Origin of the sequence: Streptomyces sp. NPDC047525 (assembly GCF_040643025.1) — a bacterium.
GTDB lineage: Bacteria > Actinomycetota > Actinomycetes > Streptomycetales > Streptomycetaceae > Streptomyces > Streptomyces durmitorensis.
On sequence record NZ_JBEYTL010000008.1, the window covers coordinates 532,063 to 552,800 of the forward strand.

Annotated in this window: 17 protein-coding genes; 7 read left to right on the top strand and 10 right to left on the bottom strand. The window is 70.6% G+C overall.

All coding sequences use genetic code 11. From position 1 onward, the window contains the following. Positions 1-56: 56 nt before the first annotated feature. The 3 genes from ABZ833_RS25925 (at position 57) to fxsT (ending at position 7,011) form a co-directional block, all read left to right on the top strand. Positions 57-1,181 (top strand): threonine synthase, encoded by a 1,125-nt coding sequence (locus ABZ833_RS25925; RefSeq protein ID WP_361050653.1) that lies wholly within the window; start codon positions 57-59, stop codon positions 1,179-1,181. Between the two features lie 138 nt (positions 1,182-1,319). Further along, on the top strand, positions 1,320-2,807 hold the full coding sequence (locus ABZ833_RS25930) for a hypothetical protein (protein WP_361050656.1): 1,488 nt from the start codon (positions 1,320-1,322) through the stop codon (positions 2,805-2,807). A 295-nt stretch (positions 2,808-3,102) separates the two neighbouring features. After that, complete coding sequence (fxsT, locus tag ABZ833_RS25935; protein ID WP_361050660.1) at positions 3,103-7,011, top strand: FxSxx-COOH system tetratricopeptide repeat protein; 3,909 nt, start codon at positions 3,103-3,105, stop codon at positions 7,009-7,011. A 66-nt stretch (positions 7,012-7,077) separates the two neighbouring features. Here fxsT and ABZ833_RS25940 read toward each other — a convergent pair whose 3' ends face one another. From ABZ833_RS25940 to ABZ833_RS25970, 7 genes are all read right to left on the bottom strand, one after another. Next, positions 7,078-9,018 (bottom strand): HEXXH motif domain-containing protein, encoded by a 1,941-nt coding sequence (locus tag ABZ833_RS25940; protein WP_361050663.1) that lies wholly within the window; start codon positions 9,016-9,018, stop codon positions 7,078-7,080. A 32-nt stretch (positions 9,019-9,050) separates the two neighbouring features. After that, positions 9,051-9,218: a hypothetical protein gene (locus ABZ833_RS25945; RefSeq protein ID WP_249587986.1), complete on the bottom strand. Its 168-nt coding sequence runs from the start codon at positions 9,216-9,218 to the stop codon at positions 9,051-9,053. Between the two features lie 124 nt (positions 9,219-9,342). After that, positions 9,343-10,410, bottom strand: a complete 1,068-nt coding sequence (locus tag ABZ833_RS25950; RefSeq protein ID WP_361050666.1) for a trypsin-like peptidase domain-containing protein — start codon at positions 10,408-10,410, stop codon at positions 9,343-9,345. 11 nt (positions 10,411-10,421) lie between these two features. Further along, the gene (locus tag ABZ833_RS25955) at positions 10,422-10,730 is read right to left on the bottom strand and encodes a trypco2 family protein (protein ID WP_361050669.1); all 309 of its coding nucleotides are present in this window, start codon (positions 10,728-10,730) and stop codon (positions 10,422-10,424) included. Positions 10,731-10,834: 104 nt separating this feature from the next. After that, complete coding sequence (locus ABZ833_RS25960; protein WP_361050672.1) at positions 10,835-11,242, bottom strand: rodlin; 408 nt, start codon at positions 11,240-11,242, stop codon at positions 10,835-10,837. 112 nt (positions 11,243-11,354) lie between these two features. Next, on the bottom strand, positions 11,355-12,245 hold the full coding sequence (locus ABZ833_RS25965) for an LCP family protein (protein WP_361050675.1): 891 nt from the start codon (positions 12,243-12,245) through the stop codon (positions 11,355-11,357). Positions 12,246-12,902: 657 nt separating this feature from the next. Further along, a complete protein-coding gene (locus ABZ833_RS25970) occupies positions 12,903-13,313 on the bottom strand; it encodes a rodlin (protein WP_249587991.1) in 411 nt (136 codons plus the stop codon). A 217-nt stretch (positions 13,314-13,530) separates the two neighbouring features. Here ABZ833_RS25970 and ABZ833_RS25975 point away from each other — a divergent pair, with 217 nt between their 5' ends. The 3 genes from ABZ833_RS25975 to ABZ833_RS25985 all read left to right on the top strand — a co-directional run bounded on the left by ABZ833_RS25975 (position 13,531) and on the right by ABZ833_RS25985 (position 15,353). Next, complete coding sequence (locus tag ABZ833_RS25975) at positions 13,531-13,941, top strand: rodlin (protein WP_361050679.1); 411 nt, start codon at positions 13,531-13,533, stop codon at positions 13,939-13,941. A 276-nt stretch (positions 13,942-14,217) separates the two neighbouring features. Further along, the gene (locus tag ABZ833_RS25980; protein ID WP_283779161.1) at positions 14,218-14,409 is read left to right on the top strand and encodes a chaplin; all 192 of its coding nucleotides are present in this window, start codon (positions 14,218-14,220) and stop codon (positions 14,407-14,409) included. Between the two features lie 119 nt (positions 14,410-14,528). Next, complete coding sequence (locus tag ABZ833_RS25985) at positions 14,529-15,353, top strand: chaplin (RefSeq protein WP_361050682.1); 825 nt, start codon at positions 14,529-14,531, stop codon at positions 15,351-15,353. 247 nt (positions 15,354-15,600) lie between these two features. Here ABZ833_RS25985 and ABZ833_RS25990 read toward each other — a convergent pair whose 3' ends face one another. Next, positions 15,601-16,869 carry an NAD(P)-binding domain-containing protein gene (locus ABZ833_RS25990; protein ID WP_361050685.1) on the bottom strand — a complete coding sequence of 423 codons (1,269 nt, stop codon included), beginning with the start codon at positions 16,867-16,869 and terminating at the stop codon, positions 15,601-15,603. Further along, complete coding sequence (locus ABZ833_RS25995; protein WP_361050688.1) at positions 16,869-18,200, bottom strand: ATP-grasp domain-containing protein; 1,332 nt, start codon at positions 18,198-18,200, stop codon at positions 16,869-16,871. Before ABZ833_RS25995 ends, ABZ833_RS25990 begins: the two co-directional genes overlap by 1 nt. Before the next feature lie 130 nt (positions 18,201-18,330). Here ABZ833_RS25995 and ABZ833_RS26000 point away from each other — a divergent pair, with 130 nt between their 5' ends. Continuing rightward, a complete protein-coding gene (locus ABZ833_RS26000; RefSeq protein WP_361050691.1) occupies positions 18,331-19,620 on the top strand; it encodes a glycosyl hydrolase in 1,290 nt (429 codons plus the stop codon). 10 nt (positions 19,621-19,630) lie between these two features. On the opposite strand, the gene ABZ833_RS26005 is transcribed toward ABZ833_RS26000, so the two are convergent. Further along, positions 19,631-20,734, bottom strand: a complete 1,104-nt coding sequence (locus ABZ833_RS26005) for a GNAT family N-acetyltransferase (protein ID WP_361050693.1) — start codon at positions 20,732-20,734, stop codon at positions 19,631-19,633. Positions 20,735-20,738: the final 4 nt, after the last annotated feature.

Below are 20,738 nucleotides of genomic sequence, written 5' to 3' on the forward strand. Positions count from 1 at the left end.
CCGCCACGCACCCGCCATGACACATCGGCCCCAACTGCCCCAACTAGCCTGCTCACATGACAGCATTGCCGGATTGTTTCTGCCCCACCGACGGAACGCGTGTCCCCGCGGGCACCCTCGCCTGGTGCTGCCCCGTCTGCCGCGGCCCGCTCGACCTGGACTTCTCCCCCAATCCCGCGTCGCTGAAGTCCCTTGACGGAAGGGTCAATTCCCTGTGGCGGTACGCGGAGTCCCTGCCGCTGCCCGCACCCGCTTTCTCGCTCGGCGAGGGCCGCACACCGCTCGTACCGCTGGATGGCGCGATCTCGGCCAAGCTCGACTTCCTGATGCCGACGCTCTCCTTCAAGGACCGCGGCGCGGTGATGCTCGCCGCGCTCGCGACGCGGCTCGCCCCGGAGCGGGTGATCGCCGACAGCAGCGGCAACGCGGGCACGGCGATCGCCGCGTACTGCGCGCGGGCCGGTCTGCCCTGCACGGTGTACGTCCCGGAGGGCACGTCCCCGAAGAAGCTGGAGCAGATCGGCGCGCACGGGGCACGCCTCGAAGTCGTCCCCGGAGACCGTGAGCGGACGGCGCGGACAGCACGGGACGTGGCCGACGAACCCGGCGTCTTCTATGCCTCGCACGTCCACAATCCCTACTTCCTCCAGGGCACCAAGACGTACGTCCATGAGCTCTGGGAGGACCTGGGCGGCCGCCTTCCGGACGCGCTCGTCGTGCCCGTGGGCAACGGCACCCTGCTGCTCGGCGCGGCCCTCGCGGTGCGGGAGCTGCACGCGGCCGGCCTGATCGCGAAGGCACCCGCGCTGTACGCCGTGCAGGCCGCCGCGGTCTCCCCGCTGGCCGAGGCGTGGCGCGCGGGCGCCGACGAGCCCCTGGGCACCACCCCGATGGCGCCCACGCTCGCGGAGGGCATCGCGATCCCCCGGCCCCCTCGCGCACGCCAGATCCTCCGGGCGGTACGCGGATCCGGCGGCGGTTTCCTGACGGTGACGGAGGACCAGATCCGGCACGCCCAACTGGACCTGGCAGGGCGCGGGTTGTACGTCGAGGCGACCGGGGTCGCGTGCTGGGCGGCCGTGCGGGACGGCGCGCTCGGCGAGCGCACGGCAGTGGTGCCGCTGTGCGGGGCAGGTCTGAAATCCGGACTGGCGCGCGAACAGGGCGTGGGCCAAAGCTAGTTGGCGGCCCACCGCCAAGGTCACAGCTCCACCGCGCTCATGGCCGGAGACCTGCCCTGAGCCCAACTGTGGCCGTACGCTTGTCGCCACCATCGATTACATGAGTCGGCTGCTGGTGGCGATCGGGAGGTCACGGGGGTGGAAGAGCGCAGCCCTGCGAGGGTTCGCAATGAACTGGTCGCCGACATCGTCGACGTACTGCAGGAATCGACCACGGTGCGACAGGAGAACAGCGCCGACATCTGGGTACGCATGCTGAGCGACGAGCTGGACGCACCCGTGGAACCCCTGCGGAACGCGGCGCTGCGGCCCTGGCTGCTGCACCTGGTCGAGCGCTGCGCGGAGATCCCAGACGGGCTGCCGTGTCTGGTGCGCTGCCTCAAGTATCTGGAGCAGCAGTCTTCCGCCATTCTGTCGCTGCTGCGCCTGGTGGACGAATGGGAGGCCGTGGACTTCTTCGACGGCGCCGACCTGCGTCCCTTGCAGCCGATACTGCGGGACATGCGTTCGTCGGCCGAACTCGCCACGCTGGCACGGCGGGCCAGCCGCTCACGCACCCAGGAGTTGCCCGCGTGGTGCGACACGGGATGGGCAGTCTTCCTGCGACTGGCCGGCGGCAATTCCGCCGCCAAGGAACTCCCCGTGAGCATGGCGTTCCTGGCCCTGGCCGCCGATCGGCTCGTGGAGGACGGACAGATGGAGGCAGCGGAGGATCTGCGTCGCTGGAACCGTCAGCAGTCCCTGGCGTGGGGCCTCGAGGACAAGATGACCGACTGGCAGCGCAGCGGCATCGCCCAGCAGGCCCCGCCCCCCATGGTGCCCGCCTATCTGATGATCCAGTTCGAGCCCGACGGAGTGGACCCCGACCGCTATCTCCTCTCCCACTGGCGCCAGTCGGACGCCGAGGGCTGGCATCCCGTACCGGGCGAGACCCTGCATCTGCACCGGGACGACCTGCCCGCCGAGGTCGAGGTCCTCATCGAGCAGACCGAGGAGCGGTGGGCGGATCTGAGACAACCGGTCGTCCTGGAATTCATCCTCCCGTGGGAATTGCTGGGCGAGCCGGTGGAGTGGTGGCACAAGGAGTCCGACTCCTCGTCGCCGACCCCTCTGGTGATGGACTACGCGGTCCTCGTCCGCAGTTTCGAGCGCCTGCGCAAGGCCGCCTGGCACCGTCCTTGGCACAAGAAGTGGCGCCAGCTCAAGGAGCAGCCCGCCGACAGCCATTCGTACTTCAACCCTCCCGGCCAGTCGCACTTCCACCTGGAGCGCGAACTGAAGGAGGACGACCAAGCGGTCTGTCTGGTGCTGAGCGAGCCGCCGGGCGGCGAGTCAGGAGCCGGCCAGCAGGAGTTCATGGCCGGGCTGCGGGCAGGGGTGCCCGCGATGATCTGGCACCGGGGTGACTGCGGGGACCCGGCCTTCAAGGAGGCGGTCGCCGAGATGGTCCAGGACAGGGGCCTGTCCAGCCTGGTGACGCGCGCCGGAAATTGGCGCAAGGAGGCTCTGGCGCTGGGCCCCGAGGGCTGGGACAACCACGTGGGACGCCATCTGGCGATCCTGGTCGACGACCCGGAACGCAGACCCGGGCCGCCCGGCCCCGACCGTGCGCCGGTGACGCCTTGAACGGGCCCGCAGGCCGCCTGTCCGTGAACCTCCCGCACACCCGGCGAGAGGAGGTGCCGCGCCGTGAATGAGCCGGCCTCCGCTGCCGTGCGGACGCTCCCCGGCGGAGCCACACCTCTCCCTGCCGGAGGCACGACCGCTAGCACGAATTCTGTGCGCCCCGGCACATGCCGCCGTACCCCCTTGCTTGCACGGCGGGCGCACTGCCACGCTGCGCATGTGGATGTCACGCACGCCCGCGCTCTGCGGGACTCCGCACAATGGTCAGCGTCACCTCTACGCCTTGAGGGCGCATATGCATGACGACGGAGGTCAACGACAGGGGCCGGCAGCGCGGGCACGTCATGAGGCCGCGTCCGTCCTCGGCAGGCTCGGGCGCGCGAGACTCGGCCAGTCGGGCAGCCAGGAGCGCGCCGAGGCGGTCCTCGTCATCGACGGGCACCTGACGATGAAGGTGTGGGACCAGGCGGTCACCGACCTGGTCGACGAGCTGAACCGCGAAGGGAACTTCGCCCGCGTACGCGTGGTGCGCCTGCGCGGGACCGACGAGACGGGCCCGGCCCGCCTCCGCCCGGCCGAACCGCTCGGCGACGCCGGGGACTTACGCCGCGTGATCCTGGTGCTGACCGACGGCCTCGCGGCCGGATGGCGGTCCGGCGCGGTCATGACCCTGCTGCGCGCCTGGGGGCGCACCTGCCCGGTCGCCGTGGTGCACGTGCTGCCCCAGCAGCTGTGGTTCCGCACGGGACTTGACGTCTGCCGGGTGAGGCTGCGCGCCGAACGCCCCTGGGCGGCCAACAGCGAGCTCGCCTGGGAGCTGCGCGAGGCCCCGGTGGAGTCGCACGACCCGGACGAGCCCGATGCCGAGGGCGACGCGGTCCTCGTGCCGGTCCTCGCCCTGACCAACCGCTGGGCCGAGGTCTGGACCCAGCTCGTCATGGGACCCGAGCCGCGGTGGCTCGAGATGTCCGCCATCCGGGCGCGGGAGTGGAAGCGCCGGCCCGACGCGGCGCGCGCCCTGCCCTGGACGGACGACGTTCCCGACCCCCTCAGCACGGTGCCCGCATCGGAGCGCGTGTCCGACTTCCGGGCGGGAGCGTCACCCACGGCCTTCACCCTCGCCACCCGCTTGTCCGCCGTACCCCTCAGCCTCCCCCTCATCCGCAGAGTCCTCGCGACCACACCGGGAGCGGGTCCGGTGCACGCGTCAGAGCTCCTGATGAGCGGACTCGTCCGGCCCAGCGGGACGCAGGGCGAAGAAGTGACGGATGTGGCGTTCTCGTTCGCCCCCAACATCCGCGAGGAACTGCTCGCCCTGGGCCGCCGCAGCGACACGGCACGGATCCTGCACGACGTACGCGCGTTATTGGCGGACGGCGCGGACGGCGCCCAGAGCCCCTCGCTGCTCCCCTCCCCGGCCGAACCACTGGACACCCTGGCCATGCCCCGGGTGAACAGTCGCAATATCGGTTTCCTCCGCGTGGAACTCGCCGCGCTGAGGGCACTCTCCGGACGTTTCATGCAGCGCGCCGCCCTGCTGGCAGGGGTACTTGGCTGGCACGATCGTCGATACGCAGTCAGCCTGGAGAAAAGCGGCAGCCCCCCTGTCTCTCGGCCCGATCCTGAAGGAGCATCGGTGATGTCGACTACACCCCAGCAAACGGTGGAGGGGGACCGCACATCACAGCCGCGCGTCTGGGGAAACCTACCGCCACGCAATCCCAACTTCACCGGCCGCACCGAGCTGCTCGAAACGCTCGGCGAGCGCCTGCGCGAAGGCACGACCACGGTCCTGCCCGAGGCGATCCACGGCATGGGCGGCGTGGGCAAGACCCAGCTGGCCATCGAGTACGCGTATCGCCATCAGAACGAGTACGACATCGTTTGGTGGATCCCCTCCGAACGGCCGGGCCAGATCGGTCAGGCCCTGGTGGAACTGGCCGGGCGCCTGGGCATCGAGACCAGCACCGAAGCCAACATCGCCGGTCCCGCGGTCCGTGAGGCGCTGCGCGAGGGCCGTCCGTTCTCGCGCTGGCTGCTGATCTTCGACAACGCCGACAACCCCGAGCAGGTACGCCACTACTTCCCCACCGGAGGCAACGGCACGATCCTGGTCACCTCCCGCAACAGGCGGTGGGGTCTTGTCGGCGGATCTCTCGAAGTGGACGTCTTCACGCGCGAGGAGAGCAAGGAACTCCTCCGCCACTCCGGGCCGCCCCTCCAGGAGGACGAGGCCGACCAGCTGGCCGAGGCCCTCGGAGATCTGCCTCTCGCCCTGGAGCAGGCCGCCGCGTGGCGTGCGGAGACGGGCATGCCCGCGTCCGAGTATCTGCGCCTCTTCGAGAACAAGCGCACCGAACTCCTGGAGACGTCCCCGCCCCCGGACTACCAACTGCCGGTCGCGGCCGCCTGGAACGTCTCCCTCGACCACCTGGAGACGCGCAGCCCGTCAGCTCTGCGCCTGCTCCAGCTCTGCTCGTACTTCGCGCCTGACCCGATCTCGCGGTCCATCTTCTCGGGCCTCGGGAACAGCAGCATCTTCCCCGAGCTCGACGCGACGCTGAACGACCCGATGCGGCTCGCGCGCGCCATAAGGGAGGTGAACCGCTATTCCCTGGCCCGCATCGACCACCGGACGAACTCCATCGAGATGCACCGCCTCGTCCAGCTCGTCCTGAACAACCGCATGTCCCCCGAGGAGCAGTCCCGCATGCGCCATGGCGCCCACACGCTCCTTGCCGCGGCCGACCCGAAGGCACCCACCACGGCGGCGAACTGGCCGCGTTACGCGGAGCTGTACGGCCACGTCATCGCCTCGGAAGCCATCAAGTCCGACCAGCCCTGGGTGCGCCAGCTGGTCATGAACATCGCCAAGTACCTCTACTACTGGGGCGACCACGAGGTGTCGCTCGACTTCTCCGAGCAGGCCTGGGAGACCTGGCAGACCGTCTTCGGCGAGGAGGACCAGCAGACCCTGCTCATGGGGCAGTGGCTCTGCTACATCTACTGGGTCCTCGGCCGCCACGGCGAGGCCGTCGAGCTGGTGGCCAAGCTGCAGGACATCTACCGGCGCACGGCCCCCGAGGGCCGCGAGGACATCCGGGAGGACGCCCTGGCGGCGATCGGCCTCGAAGCCGCCGTGCGCCGTGTCGAGGGCGAGTTCGCCATCGGCGCCCAGCTGGACGCCACGGTGTACGAGCGGGCGCGCAGGGCCTTCGGCGAAGAAGACCCCACGACCCTGGACGCCGCCCACAACCTCGGCACGAGCCTGCGCCAGGCCGGTGACTTCCGCCAGGCGCTCGAACTCGACGAGCACACGCTGGCGCTGCGGCTCCGCGTCCTCGGCCAGGACCACCAGCGGACCCTGATGACGGAGAACAACGTCGCCATCGACGTCCGCGAAACCGGCGACTATGTAGGGGCACGCGCCCGCCAGCAAGCGGTTCTTGACGCCTACCGCGACGTGTTCGGCCGCGGCAACCCCGCGACGATCAGCACGATGCGCCAGCTCAGCGAGGCCAGCCGCAAGGCCGGCGACCACGCACAGGCCCTGGAGCTCGCCACCGAGGCGTACTCCAAGTTCACCCGACGGTACGGCGACACCCACCCCTCGTCGCTGTCCGCCGCCCTGACCCTGTCGGTGGCGCTGCGCCAGAACGGCGATCTGAACGCGGCGCGCGAACGGGGAGTCAAGGCCTGCCGGGAGTACCGCAACATCTTCGCCCCGCAGCACCCGCACGTCCTGGCCGCGGACGTCGACCTCGCCGTCACCCTGCGGCTGCTCGGCCAGCCCGACGAGGCACGCCGCCTCGACGAGGCAGCGCTCTCCTCGCTCACCGAACGCCTGGGCGAGGCCCACCCCATCGCCCTGGCCACCGCCATCAACCTGGCGAGTGACCTGGCCGCCCTCGGTGACCACCACGCGGCGCGCGTACTGGGCGAACGGACCCTGGAGCTCTGCCTGAGCACCCACGGCGAGGACCACCCCACCACGCTGGCGTGCGCGGGGAACCTCGCGATGGACATGATCGAGCTGGGCGAGGAGACCGAGGGCGCCGCGCTGCGCGCCGACACCCTGGCGCGGATGGAACGCGTCCTGGACGCTCCCCGGCTCCTCGCGGAGCCCGCCACCCCGCACCCGGCGACCCTGCAGGCCAAGGCGGGCCAGCGGGCCAACTGCGACATCGACCCGGTGCCGCTCTAGCCGTGAGTGGGCGGGCGGTGCGGATGACATCCGCACCGCCCGCCCCGCCGGGTTCCGCTCACACCGTCACTCGGCGCCCCACGCACCGTCCCGCACGCGATCGCGCGCCAGCCACGCGGCCAGACGCACCGGGTCCGCTCCCTGCCCCGTGGCCTTCCGCAGCGCGCCCTGCACGGCGCACGCCCGCTCCGGATGGCTCCGCAGCAGCCAGGAGGCGTCCTTGAGGGCCTCGTCACCGGCGAGGGCACGCCCCAGACCGGCCCAGGCGCCGAACGGCGCCCCCGTCCGCGACAGCAGTGCGGCGAAGGCATCCCGCGCCCCGGCCAGTTCGCCGCGTGCCAGCAGCACGTCGGCGTCCTCGGCCCCCTCGGCCCTCTCGACCTCTCGCCCGTCCCCACCGGCTCCGCTGAGGCGGTGCCGGGCCAGGACGGCCGCGGTGTCCAGGAAACGGGCCCCGGCATCCGGTACGAGGACGGGCTCACCGGCAAGACCGGGCGGGGGACGGTCGTCCCGCCGTCGCCAGGCGCGCACCGCCTCCTCCACCGCGGCGGCGGGCGGCCGCAGATGGTGCGCTCGCCAGCGGGCCCGGTGGTCGGCCGCCACCTCCTGGGCCAGCCGCAGCTCCGCGGCGGGCACCGACTCGTCACTCCACTCGGCGCAGCGCTCGCGCAGGGCGTCCAGGACCTGCCGCCCCAAGGGCGTCAGCCGTTCGTGCGTACGCACCAGGTCCACCGTGGACGACACCTGCGTACGCCACAGCGCGAACTCGAAGTGCGCGAGCCCGGCCTGCGCGGCGTCGGCGGACTGCCGGTGGGAACACCAGAAGCGCGTCACACCGGCAAAGGCGTAGATGCCCTGGAGCAGTCCGCCCAGGGGGCGCGGGTCGTCGCGCCACGGTGCGTAGAACAGCTCCTCCGCAAGGCCAGGACCGGGATGAGGGCCAAGACCCGGGCCGGTCAGATTCAGCGGTCGCAGCCGCATCAGGCTGCCCAGCTTGATGTGCTGGAACTCGTGCACCAGCGTGGCGGCGAGCTGCGTCGCGTCGTCCGGGCGGGACGCCATGACACCGCCGAAGGCGTCCCCCGCGGTCACACTGTGCGGCCGGAACCGTTCTCTCGCCGGAGTCGGCGTCACCGACATCAGGCCGACGCGCATCGCCTCGGCGCTCTCCGGCTCGTCACGCAGCAGCAGCTCCCACGCATCGGTGAGCATGGCCTGCCACGCCCGCGCGTCCGTCTCGGACAGGAGCAGCGGCTCGCTCGGCTGCGGGAACGTCCGGTAGGGGTCGAACTCCTCAAGTGACAAGCACTTTTGAGGCCCTTCCGCCCCCAGCGACAACCGGCGCACGGCACGCCATCCCGGTGCGCCGTCCTCACGCCCCGGCCCGACCACGACCGCGCCCTGCTCCCCGATGATCCGCAACTGCCCCTCACGGAACACGACTTGGGCCGTGCTCCAGGGCTCCGCCACCGTGAGCTCCGCACATCCCACCGTCGGCAGGAACGCGACGCCGCGGCGCACCGGCACGGCGAGCGAGAAGTCCAGACCGGCCCGGGCCCCCGCCGACGCGGCCAGCGCCGACAGATGCCCCGCCACCGCCCACAGGGGCGCGTCCTCGAAGGAGGCGCCCCTGAGCTGACGCAGCGCCAGGGACAGCCACATCCCGGTGTGCGGGGACATCAGAATGTCCTCGAACACGTCCGGAGCCGTCCGCTGGGCGCGCTCGAGCAGGGCCCAGGCCTCGCGATACGACACGGCGGCCGCGCCTGCCGGAGGCCTCGGACCGCCCCCAGAAGTGCCGTTCCCGGAAACGCCGTTCCCGGAAAGACCGCCCCCGGAAAGACCGTCGTACAGCGCCCTCAGCAACAGCATGCGGCGGCTGCGCTCGGCAGCGAGCAGTTCCACCACCACGGCCCGGCCGCCCTCACCCCGCGCGAGGGCCCGGAACCCGGCAGCCGACAGCCGGTGGACCGGCAGCTCCACCGATCCCGCGGACCTACGCGCCATGGGCCGTCCGCCACGGCTCCGCGGCGATCCCGTCAGTCGAACCGCGACGGGCCGCCGTACGTGTTCGTGATGGCCTGGGCATCATCGATGTGATGCAGCAGGGACTCGAGCGACCCCGCGATGGCACTGCCGTCCATGGAGAGCAGCGCTTCAAGAGAAACCCCCGAGAGATCTACGAGATCGGACTCGACGGCAGGCATCGATTGCTCCACGGCTGCCAAGTCCCCTCCCGTGATTCCGTGCATGCGCCATCCCTTTCCCCCTCATGATGGCCCAGCGCGGCACGCGGCGAAACCCCGCGTCCGAGCCGTGCCCGACATCAAGTCAGCAGTATCGCTTGGCCAGTTGAGCCGCCTCACGGTCGACACCGGCCACTTCGGTCGACTGCCCCTCCAGGAGCCGGACAGTCTCCAGGAGCTGATCCAGAGTGCCTCGGTAGCGCAGGCAGGTGCGCACGATGCCGTAGATGTCCATCTTGAGCCGGGGGTCTCTTGGCCGGTTCGCGGCGATCTCCGAGTCGATGCTGGCGAGCACGAGACCCAGTCCGTTGGCGTCTCCGAGCGAGGGGATCTTCACCAACGCGTCGACAAGACCCATGAGTTCACGCAGGGGCAGGTCAGAGGGGAGAGCGGCCAGGCTCACGGGAGCCGTCGAACCCTCCGGATCCCCCGCGGAACCAAGCCCTCCACGCAACGGAAGCCCCGCGTCCCGATGGAGGTGCGCCAACTCGGCGGAGGACAGCACGTCGTACCAGTGCTCCACCCGACTCGCCGCGAGCCGCCCCAGACCGTCCGAGCGGTGGTGGGCACTGATCACACCGATCACGGCGTCGCCGGACCAGACCACCGCGCCGGACATTCCCTCCCAGGGCGAGCGCTCGGGTTCGGGGTCCGCGCGCGGCGCGAGAACGGCCAGTTCGAGTGTGCCCTCGCGGCGGTTGGACAGGACGGAGACGGTCCCCGACGCATGGCAGGAGTCCCGGTACTGGCTGGGAGCACCGTCGTCGAGCAGGCGCATGCGGTCGTCCCGCAGCTTGAAGCGCGGGAAGCCCATCGCACTGACGGGCAGCACCACATCGCTCTCGGGCACGGCCGCGTAGCGGGGCTTCTCGATGCCCCCGGCGCCGGGCGGCGTCGTCATGATCTCGAGCAGCGCGATGTCCGCGGCCTCGGCGAGCAGCACGACGCGTACGTCGGCGCTCCACTCCCCCGGCAGATCGGCGTCGAAGCGCACCCGCACCGACGCCACAGGACCGGCGACCACATGCGCGGCCGTCAGCACGGTCCTGTCCCCCACGCGGTACCCGGACCCGCGCCGTCCGGGAGCCTGGCCCGGCCTCTCCACCAGTACTTCGGCGACCCGCGCCGCCTCAAGCCCCTCCGACACGGACATGGTGGCCGGTCTCAGCGCTCGCGTGCGGTCTGGTCACCGCTGACCCAGGGCCGCTGATCGGAGCCCCGGACGCGGGGCTCCAGGCTGAGGGTGACGCGGTGGGTGGTGCTGTGCGTCTGCTGGCCGGAGGCGCCCGCCTCGACGACCCAGAAGCGGATCCTGCCCTCCGCGGTGCCCGACCGCTGCACGGCGAACTCCGCCTCGAGCTGTACGGGACCCAGCTCGAAGTGCAGTGCGTCGTCCTCGGAGTCCTCTGCCGCGGCCATGGCGGCGGTGAGTTCCCCACGTAACTGCGCGATCATCTCGGCGAGTTCAATCACGCCGAGCCCCTACCCCCGGCGTGTCGCCGCCACACGGTGGCGGCGACACGGGGAGAGCCGAAGGGGCCGGCCGGCACGACGACGGCCGGCCCCCTGGCGGGCACTCAGTGGTTGTTGGTGCCGTTACCGGCCAGAACCGGGATGTCGTTGACGATGTGCGACAGCGGCTCGTCACCCTTGGCCTGGGTGGAGTTGTCCGCGCACTGCTGGTTCTGCGGGGCGGACAGGACCGGGATGTCCTGGACGGCGATCGGCACGAGGCCGACGAGCGAGCCGACGTTCGCCTTGACCGGCAGACCGATGCAGGGCTTGTTCAGCGTGCTCTGGACGAGCGTCGCCTGGGGGCTCAGGTCGCCCTTGGTCGCCTGGTTGCCGAACGCCGAGTCGGCTCCGTTGCCGCTCAGGGACGTGGTGCCCGAGTCGTCGCCGATAGCCAGGGCCTGGGGGGCCATCCCCGCCGAGATACCGGCGACGGACGCGGCAATGGCCGCGGAAGCCCACAGCTTCTTCATTTTGATTCCCTTTCAAGAGCGGGCTCCCTTGGCAGAGCCGCGTGATGATCAACTGCCTGATGAGGTGATGGTTGCGACTTGCGACCCGGTTGGCCCAGTAATCAGACGGCCGTCAACGGCACTCCAGCGTGTCCCCCCGGACGGTCGCCGGGCTGCTGAACCTGGGCGGATCGCTCAGCCTGGCCGTCGAGTTCCGGGCGGTCAGGGGGCGGTCCTGGCTGAGGGCCTTGAAGACCTTGCCCGCCTTGGCCCTGTCCCACTCCAGCGAGCCGTTCAGCGTCGTGCTGAAGCCGCTGACCGGCACCGTGGTGAACTCCATGGACGACGCGGGGAGTCTGCCCAGGTCCGACGCGAGCGTCAGGATCTGCTGGGTACTGAATCCCCGGTCGACCCGCGCCGAGCCGACGAGCAGCCGGCCGAGCCGTGCCGCCCTGACCGGGTCGGCCAGGACGTTCTCCTTGGTCACGCGGCGCAGCGCGGCGAGCAGGAAGCGCTGCTGGCGCTGGATCCGACCGAAGTCGGCGCTCGTGTCCACGTGGCGGGAACGGACGTACTGCAGGGACTGGCCGCCGCCCAGCAGATGGCTCCCGGGCGCGAGGTCGAGCTTCGTCGTCTTGTCCTTGAGCGCACGGGGCGTGCAGACCCGCACACCGCCGACCGTATCCACGCTGTCCATGAAGCGCCGGAAGTCGAGCTGCAGATACCGGTCGACGCGGACGCCGGTCATCGCCTCGACCGTCCGCACGGAAAGGGCGGGGCCGCCTTCCGCGTAGGCGCCGTTGATCTTCCCCGGGTGGGCCGCGCGCTCCTGCCCCGTGGCCTCGTCGCGGTGCGCCGGGATGTCGGCGTAGGAGTCCCTGGGAAGGCTGACGACGCTGACGCGGTCCCGCTTCTCGGAGAGATGGACCAGCATGAGCGTGTCCGTGCAGTTGCAGGCGACTCCGCCCGCGTAGAACTTGCGCTTCTCCTTGCGCGTGATGGTGTCGCGGCCATCCGTCCCCATCAGGAGGATATTCGTACCGCTTCCCTCGTTCGGTCGATTCTTCATGTCACCGAAGACATCGACGCGTTGAACAGGGAGCGGCAGAGCCGTGGCGTTTCCCATTCCAGCGGCGGCGACCAGAAGGACCGCCGGAATGGCCAGACGCAGCCTGCGCGCCCGCCGGGATCCGGTCGGTGAGTAAAGGTGAGTGAGCAAGTTGATCTCCGCTGCCGGGGGAACCGGGACGAAGAAAAGGTAAACCGCTCTACGGCACTGCGGTGCGTGGGAGTTCGCGGCACGCACGAACAACAACTCGTTCGCCCTAAGCCGTTCGGTTTCGCCTGATTCCACTGCTGGAACACATGGCTCCACACACGCCTTTCGATGGCGAGGGAACATGGCTGACTTCAAGCAGCAATGGAAGCGTCAAGGCCTCATCCCGGTGAGCAGGGATTCTCCGGAACGCCGCGTCGATGACCCCATCTACACGTCGTTGCAGGATTCCTGGGAAAGACAGGGCAAGACCGTTCCTGGCCGACCCGACCAGGAGTGGATGGCACTCGTGTCACGCGATCCCTGGCCACGGAGCTGACGGCCGGGCCGAGTTGACCGCGACAGGGTGAACGCGACAGCGGGCCGCCGGTGAACGGCGGCCCGCTGTGCACTGCGTGGGGGAGATCAGCCGTTGCCCGCCCCGTTGCCCGACAGGACCGGGATGTCGGACAGGATGTGCGACAGCGGCTCGTCGCCCTTGGCCTGCGTCGAGTTCTCGGTGCACTGCTGGTTCTGCGGCGCCGACAGGATCGGGATGTCCTGGACGGAGATCGGCACGACGCCGACGAGCGAGCCGACGTTCGCCTTGGCCGGCAGGCCGATGCAGGGCTTGTTGAGCGAGCCCTGGATGAGCGCCATCTGCGGGCTCATGTTGCCGTACGTGGCCGAGTTGCCGAAGGCCTGCTCGGCGCCGTTGCCGCTGAGAGACGTGGTGCCGTGGTCGTCGCCGATGGCCAGCGCGGACGGAGCAGCGGCGGCCGACATGCCGACGACGGAGACGGCAACCGCAGCTGCAGCCATACCCTTCTTGATCACAACTAATTCCCTTCTGGAGAAACCCCGTTCGCCGGAGCGCTCTGATTAACTCCACGCCCTCCGCATAGTTGCTCCGCTTCACTCTGATGGCCCAACGAAGGCCCGAAGAGGGACGGAAGAGGGCCCAACCGAGTGAAGCCCCGAAACCCAAACTCCGGTCGGCATGTTGGTCAGCTCGCAGTGACTCGAGCGTCTGCCCAGAAAAGGAACACACACCATGATGAAGAAGGCTATGGCCACGGCGGCGGTTGCCGTTTCGGTCGTCGGCATGTCTGCCGCTGCGGCCCCGACGGCGCTGGCCATCGGTGACGACCACGGCACCACCTCCCTGAGCGGCAACGGCGCCAAGCAGGCGTACGGCAACTCCGCGACGCACGGCGACATGAGCCCCCAGCTCTCGCTCGTCCAGGGTTCGCTGAACAAGCCCTGTGTCGGTCTGCCGGTCAAGGGCAACGTCGGCTCGCTCGTCGGCCTCGTGCCGATCGCCGTCCAGGACATCCCGGTCCTGTCGGCCCCGCAGAACCAGCAGTGCACCGAGAACTCGACGCAGGCCAAGGGCGACGAGCCGCTGTCGCACATCCTGAACGACATCCCGGTCCTGTCCGGGAACGGCGAGTTCAACGGCTGATCTCTGCCGATGTGAGGACGCTCGGGCCGCCCGCCTTCTTCAAGGCGTGGCAGCCCGAGCTCCTTCATTTTTGAATGCGGTAATTCGGGTGAATTTTCTGAACGGTCGAAACCAGCGGTTTCTTCCGCTCACTCAACTCGTTTGCAGACTGCGGGTCATGGTGCGAGACGTAAACAGAAGTGCTCGCTCGGTTTCGACTGCCAGATCGGCATGACCACAGAGAAGGGAACATCTGTGAAGCACAAGAAGAGCGCAACGATCATCGCTGGTGTCGTGATGGCCATGAGCATGGCGGCTCCCGCGTTCGCCGACGCCGGTGCCGAGGGTGCGGCCGTCGGTTCGCCGGGCGTTCTCTCCGGCAACGTCGTCCAGGTCCCGGTCCACGTTCCGGTCAACGTGTGCGGCAACAGCGTGAACGTGATCGCGCTGCTGAACCCGGCCTTCGGCAACACCTGCGCCAACACCTGATAGCACCCAGCCACCAGGCTGTTTCATGGCCGGCCTTGGACTGTCGCTCCGACTCCAAGGCCGGCTTTCCACTTGCACAGAGGAAGACAACTACCTTGCGACAGGTCATTGGTAAAGGGATGCTCGCGACCGCGGCCGCGACCAGCATCCTCTCCCTGTCCGGCTCGAACGCGTTCGCCGCGGGCGGGGACGCGGTCGCGGCGGATTCGCCCGGCATCCTGTCGGGCAACAGCGTGCAGGCCCCCCTCGACGTTCCGGTGAACGCCTGCGGCAACACCGCTGACGTGGTGGGCGCGGCCAACCCGGCCACCGGCAACAGCTGCGCGAACTCCGGGTCCGCTTCGAAGGAGCAGCACACGAGCGCCCCGGACCGGGCGGCCACGCAGGAGCGGGCGGCCACCAGGACGGACGACGGCGGATACGGCCAGAGCTCGGACACGGACTCGTACCCGGGCTCTCAGCCGGGCTCTCAGCCGGGCACGCACGCCGGCACCCAGTCGCTGGCCGAGAGCGACGCCAGGCAGTCGCCCGGCATCCTGTCGGGCAACAGCCTGCAGGCCCCCCTGGACGTGCCGGTGAACGCCTGCGGCAACACCGCTGACGTGGTCGGCGTGCTCAACCCGGTCACCGGCAACAGCTGCTCCAACGGAGTGCCCGCGCCGACGCCTCCGCAGCACGAGACGCCTCCCCCGGCCGTCGTGCCGCCCGTGGAGCCGCCCGTCGAGCGCTCCGTCCCCAGGCCGGTGCAGCACGCGGCGCCGCCGCAGCAGGTCGCGTCCTCGGTCGCCCGGCAGGTGTCCGCCCCCGCGGCGCCGCACGGCCACGCTCGGCTCGCCGAGACCGGAAGCGACCAGGACCTCCTGGCCGCGGCGGCGGCAAGCGCCGCGCTGCTGGTCGGCGGGGGGATCCTGTACCGCCGCGGGCGCGCCTCGTCCGGCCGCTAGCCGCCCGGACATGCCGCTGGCGGGGAAGAGACACCCGAGGGTCTCTTCCCCGCCAGAACGGGAGGGGGGCCGGCCCGCGAAGGCGGTGTCGCCCACCCACGGCGAAGACGCCGACGGCTGGCGGAGGGCAACCAGGCCCGTCCCATGACCACAGAGTCCACCACCTGATCGCCGCCGCCGAAGAACCGATTCACCCGTTCGCCGACGGCATCACCTGATCGAGTTCCCGACAGACGGGGTTTCCTCCTCAGCGCTTGACGGCGCCCAGGGGTGTCCGGCGGTCGAGCTCACCGACCGGCGCCGGGACCGCGGTCCCCAACGGCGTCCGTCGCAGGCTCCGTCGAACGCCCCGCACCAGCCTCCCCGCCGTGAACGACGCCCCGTGCACGAAGCGCATGGCCGGGCCGAAGCTGGACGCCGTCACCAGGCCCGCGAGGAACAGACCGGGGTACGAGGACTCGAACTCGACGGAGGCGTACGGCTCCTGTGCGGCGTTCACCGCAAGGCCCCGGCGCACGTCCGGGGCAAGCAGGCCGAGGCGCGCACTCGTGGCCCTGAAGCCGGTGGCCGCGATGACATGGTCGGTCTCGAAGTCCGGGCCGCCGCTCGCGTTGCCCACGGTCTCAAGACGCACCCGGCCCCCCGCGACCGACGCCGTGGCGACCTCGTGGTCGAGCAGCACCTCCACGCGTGACTCGACCCGCTCGCGTACCCACCAGGCCCCCGCGGGGCCGAGCGCCGACGCCGAGATGCGGGCGCGGGTGGCCTCGGGAAGCCGCCGGAAGCCGCCCGGCACCTCGGCGTAGAACCAGTTGCGCCAGCCGCAGCCGAGGCCGCTGTGCGGAGCGCGGGCGGACTCCCGCCACGGGCGCTTCCACTCCGGGGGCACGCTGTTCCAGCTCAGCCGGCGCGACCGTGCGAGCACCCGCACGCGCGTTCCCTGCTCGGCGAGGAGCGCCGCGGTCTCAAGCGCCGCCTGGCCCCCGCCGATCACGGTGACGTCCTTGCCGCGGAAGCGGTCCAGGTCCCGGTGGTGGCTGCTGTGCGAGACGTGCTCCGTGCCAAGGCCGTGCAGCGCCGAGGGGATCTCGACGAAGGGGATCACCCCGACGGCCAGGGCCACCGTGCGGCCGCGGACGGTCTGGCCGTCCTCCGTGACCGCCTCGAACCCTCCGGGGCAGGCGCTGACCGACGCCACCATGCGTTCGTCGACGTCCGGCACGGCGTGCTGCGCGAACCACAGGCCGTACGAGGCGAACGTCTCCACGGAGATCGGCTGGCCGTGCCTGGCCTCCATCCCGTTGCGCGTGCAGTACTCGGCGAGGCCGTAGCGGCGCCGGGGGTCGGAGAGGTTCGACGCCCAGGGCTCCGACTTCAGGAACATGCCCCGCGGCATGTGGTCGCGCCAGGACGCCATGGGTCTGCCGAAGATGCGTACGTCGAGTCCGGCATCGGCGGCGTGTGACGCGATGGAGAGCCCGTAGGGGCCGGCTCCGACAACCAACAGGTCATACATCAGCAACTGCTCGCTCTCTCGTCGTCGATACGGGCGGCTTCGGCACGGCCGGAGCCGTCAGGCGCTCCCGCCTGGCGCACCATCCGCACCCGCACCTCCTCCCCCGGTGGTCCGGTGGGGCGTACCGTCCGCCTCAGCCGGCCGAGGAGCCGCCGCGTCACGTGCCGGCACCACAGCACCCACATGGCACGCGCCGGAGCCATGTCGTCCTGGGCGTGCCAGGCCAGCTCGCGGCGCTGTGACGCCGTGGAGGCGGGCCCCGCCGTCATCAGGACGCGCAGTGCGGCCAGCGGGGAGTAGTTCTCCACGACGAACGCGCGGCCCGAGAGCACGGCGGCGGCCGGCAGCGGGCGGTAGGTCATGTCCAGGTGCTGGGCGCGCACCACGTCCAGGTCGGCCCCGTCGGCGAAGAGCCGGAACTGGGCGCCGGGCCGTGGGTTGAAGTCGAGCAGGCAGTGCTCGCCCGTCGCGGCGTCCACCCGGAAGTCGAGGTCGAAGATGCCCCGGTAGCCCAGCGTGTCGACCAGCCTCTCCACGCCGGCCCGCAGGCCCGGGTCGGGCGTCCACTCGCCCACCGCCGTCAGGCCCGCACCGCGCGGCCAGGAGCGGTGCTTGCGGCCGGAGCCGCCGCCGCGCACGGCGCCCGTCCGGTCGACGTATCCGTGGACGAACCAGTCGCGGCCGGGGCCGTCCGGCAGGAAGGCCTGCAACAGGAGGCGGCTGCCCGCCTCCTCGCTGCGCCGGTAGAGCTCCTGGGCCTCCGTCGCCGAGCGCACCAGGACCGTGCTGCGCAGATCGGTCCCTGCGGGGACGAGCCACGGGCGGCTCCACTTCGCCACCACGGGGAGCCCCAACCGGCGTACGGCGGCGGCTGCTTGGGCGGGGGATTCCGGCAGGAGCGTCACCGGGTGGGGAATGCCGGCCGAGGCGCACACCTGGGCCAGGGTCGCCTTGTCGGCCACCCGTTCCGCGAGGCCGCTCGCCTGGTCCGGCAGGAGATAGGACTCGGCCAGCTCTTTCTGCAGGCGCCCGATCGCCAGGGCTCCCGCGTCGTCCATCGGAATCAGCACGGACGGCCGGGCCACCCGGTGGGAAATGCGGCGCAGGACGGATGAGATTTCCTGGAGGGATGCCCCCGGCGGCGGCGGAGGGTGCGTCTGATGCAGATAGCGGGATCTGCGCACCGGACTCCCGGCGGAATCCGAGGCCGCTACATGTACCTCCACTCCCGCGCGGCCGAGGGACCGAACAGCTCCGAGCGTGCCGTGATGAAAGGGATTCCGGTCGATCCGCAGCAGAACCGCGGGGACTCGCGTGTCGAGAGTTAGCACGGCCAAATCCTCTCAATTCGATCCCCCATGCGGGCGATGGGCACGCCCAAAGGATTAGGGGCTCGATTGGCGCAATAGAAATACATATGACTGAGTGTCAGTAGATGGAGGAGCAGCATGAGGAGCGGCCATGGCTTTGCAGAGACGCCTGACCACCAGTAGACGGCTGGCATTCATTGCCGGCGGAATCGTCATGTCGGCGGCGCTCGCCGTCGGGCCCGGATACGCGTGGGGAGCCGGGCAGGACCCCGACCCACCGGTCGAGCTGCCCGGCCTCGCCGGGCTGCCGACGACGGCGCCCGTCCCATCCCCCTCCGCGGCCACCCCAGCGATCCCGGTCGGTCCGGACACCGCGGCGACACCGGACCCGTCGGACGCCCCGGCCGTCCCCGCCGCCCCGGACGCCAAGAAGCCAGCCTTCGGCGCCTACCTCACCTACGGGCCCCAGGGCGTGGAACGCATGGCCGAGCTCAGCAAGTGGCTGGGCGGCGCCGAGCTGCGCGTGGGGCACACCTACCTGCCGGGCGACCGGTGGAGCAACATCGAGGGGGCCCCGAACTTCCTCGAGAGCTGGGCCGAGTGGCGGCGCGCGCAGGACGACCGGCTCTTCGTGCTCAACGTCCCCATGATGGAGCGCAACGAGGACCGGGTCGGCGACTCGGAGGTCCGCTCGCTGCTGCGCCGGGGCGCGGCGGGCGATTTCGACGAGCATTACCGCGCGCTCGCGCAGCGGCTCGTGAAGCTCAAGGTGCCCGACACCGTCGTGGTGCTCGGCTGGGAAATGAACGGCATCACGTACACCCATCGATGTGGTCCCGACCCGGAGGCCTGGAAGAAGTACTGGAAGCGCATCGTCACGACGATGCGTTCGGTGCCGGGACAGAAGTTCAAGTTCGACTTCACGCCGAACAGGGGCCGGGACGCCATTCCGTGGACGGAGTGCTATCCGGGCGACGACGTCGTGGACATCGTCGGCATGGACTCGTACGACCAGCCGACGGGCACTGATTTCGCCGAGCAGGTCAGCGAGCCGTACGGCCTGAAGAAGCACGTGGAATTCGCGAAGGAACACGGCAAGGAGATCTCCTATCCGGAGTGGGGTCTCTTCCGCAACGGTGACAACGAGGAATACATGCGGAAAATGCTCGCCTGGATGGACGAGCACAAACCGCTGTACAACACCGTCACCGACTACTGCCCGCACGGCGTGTGGCAGTGCGACGACAATCCCAAGTCGTCCAAGGCCTACCGGTCCCTGCTCTTCGGCCGTAAGGACACCGAGCCGACCGTCCCGGAGCCGACGCAGCCGGCCACGCCCACGACACCGCCGAACTGTTCCCCGCTGAACCTCGGCGACTGGGTCGAGCACTGGCTCGGCGGCAAGCTGTGCATGCGCCTGGACTGGTACAAGCGGCCCTAGAAGGGAGCCCTCAGGACCGCTCCTGGCGTTCCCTGCGCGCCCGCAGGAACTCCTTGCCCCGGCTGCGGGCCGCCGCGTCCCACGCGGCGGCCCGCAGCACGGGGGCGGTGCGCCTGCGGGCGAGGAGCAGCCGGTGGTTGGTGGCCTCCTCGGGGCGCCAGTGGTGCTTGTACGGTTCGTTGCCGCGCAGGAGGCTCAGGACCCGGCTCCGGTCGCCCTCGGCGTGCTCCGTGCAGGCGTTCAGGAGCATCGTGGCCACGTCCACCTTGCGCTCCCGCAGCTGCGGATGCGCCCCGTAGAGGTAGCCGCCGACCAGGTGGGGCGAGAGCAGGGTCAGATCGGCGGCCACCACGGCGTCGTCGAGCCGGAACTCGGTGACCACCGCGTCGCCCGCCCTGACCATGAGCCCGACCGACCTGATCAGGTGCTCGGAGAACCGCGGCTGGAGGTGTTCGGACGTCACCTTGCGCCCCTGCCACTGGAGTTGGTGCAGGCGCAGGAGCGTGCGCACCGAATCGTCCACCTCGTCGTGGCGTACGATCCGCCGCTCGACGCCCAGCGCGTCCATCTTCCGGATCTTGGCGCGCGCCCGCTGGGCCCGTGGCGCGGGCAGCCGCCCGAGCAGTTCCTCCATCGACGCCGCGGGCAGCTCGAGGCAGAGCGAGTCCGCGAGGCGGAGCCGGGGCCCGCGCCAGCGTTCGTAGATGTGCTCCACGGCGGCTCCCGACCGGACCTCGCGGAAGTCGATCAGCGCGCTGCGGGCCAGTTCCGACAGGCCGCCCGCCAGCGCGTCCGCGGCTTCGTCGGCGAACGCGTCGTCGAGGAGCACGTCGGTGAAGTCGGAGATCGCGCCGCCCAGCGGCACGAGCGCCGGGAGCGGGACGTACGCGCGCATCAGCGGCGCCGCGGCGACGAGCTCGCCGTGCCTGCGCACGAGGACGACGCGCAGCCGCCCGCGCGTGCCGTAGGAGAGCCACCACGAGTGCAGCCAGGCGTGGCTCTGGAACGGTGTCGCCGTCCCGCACCTGCGGTGCAGCCGGGCCCACGCCGCCGCGAGGCCCCCGAACTCGCCCTCGTCCGTGCAGAGTTCGACGGTCAGGGCGCTTTCGGCCACCCCC

Coding starts and splice junctions, on each gene's coding strand:
- ABZ833_RS25925 (WP_361050653.1), top strand. CDS start 57: ATGACAGCATTGCCGGATTGTTTCTGCCCCACCGACGGAACGCGTGTC.
- fxsT (WP_361050660.1), top strand. CDS start 3,103: ATGCATGACGACGGAGGTCAACGACAGGGGCCGGCAGCGCGGGCACGT.
- ABZ833_RS25940 (WP_361050663.1), bottom strand. CDS start 9,018: ATGGCGCGTAGGTCCGCGGGATCGGTGGAGCTGCCGGTCCACCGGCTG.
- ABZ833_RS25945 (WP_249587986.1), bottom strand. CDS start 9,218: ATGCCTGCCGTCGAGTCCGATCTCGTAGATCTCTCGGGGGTTTCTCTT.
- ABZ833_RS25950 (WP_361050666.1), bottom strand. CDS start 10,410: ATGTCCGTGTCGGAGGGGCTTGAGGCGGCGCGGGTCGCCGAAGTACTG.
- ABZ833_RS25960 (WP_361050672.1), bottom strand. CDS start 11,242: ATGAAGAAGCTGTGGGCTTCCGCGGCCATTGCCGCGTCCGTCGCCGGT.
- ABZ833_RS25965 (WP_361050675.1), bottom strand. CDS start 12,245: ATGGGGACGGATGGCCGCGACACCATCACGCGCAAGGAGAAGCGCAAG.
- ABZ833_RS25975 (WP_361050679.1), top strand. CDS start 13,531: ATGATGAAGAAGGCTATGGCCACGGCGGCGGTTGCCGTTTCGGTCGTC.
- ABZ833_RS25980 (WP_283779161.1), top strand. CDS start 14,218: ATGGCCATGAGCATGGCGGCTCCCGCGTTCGCCGACGCCGGTGCCGAG.
- ABZ833_RS25985 (WP_361050682.1), top strand. CDS start 14,529: ATGCTCGCGACCGCGGCCGCGACCAGCATCCTCTCCCTGTCCGGCTCG.
- ABZ833_RS25990 (WP_361050685.1), bottom strand. CDS start 16,869: ATGTATGACCTGTTGGTTGTCGGAGCCGGCCCCTACGGGCTCTCCATC.
- ABZ833_RS26000 (WP_361050691.1), top strand. CDS start 18,331: ATGGCTTTGCAGAGACGCCTGACCACCAGTAGACGGCTGGCATTCATT.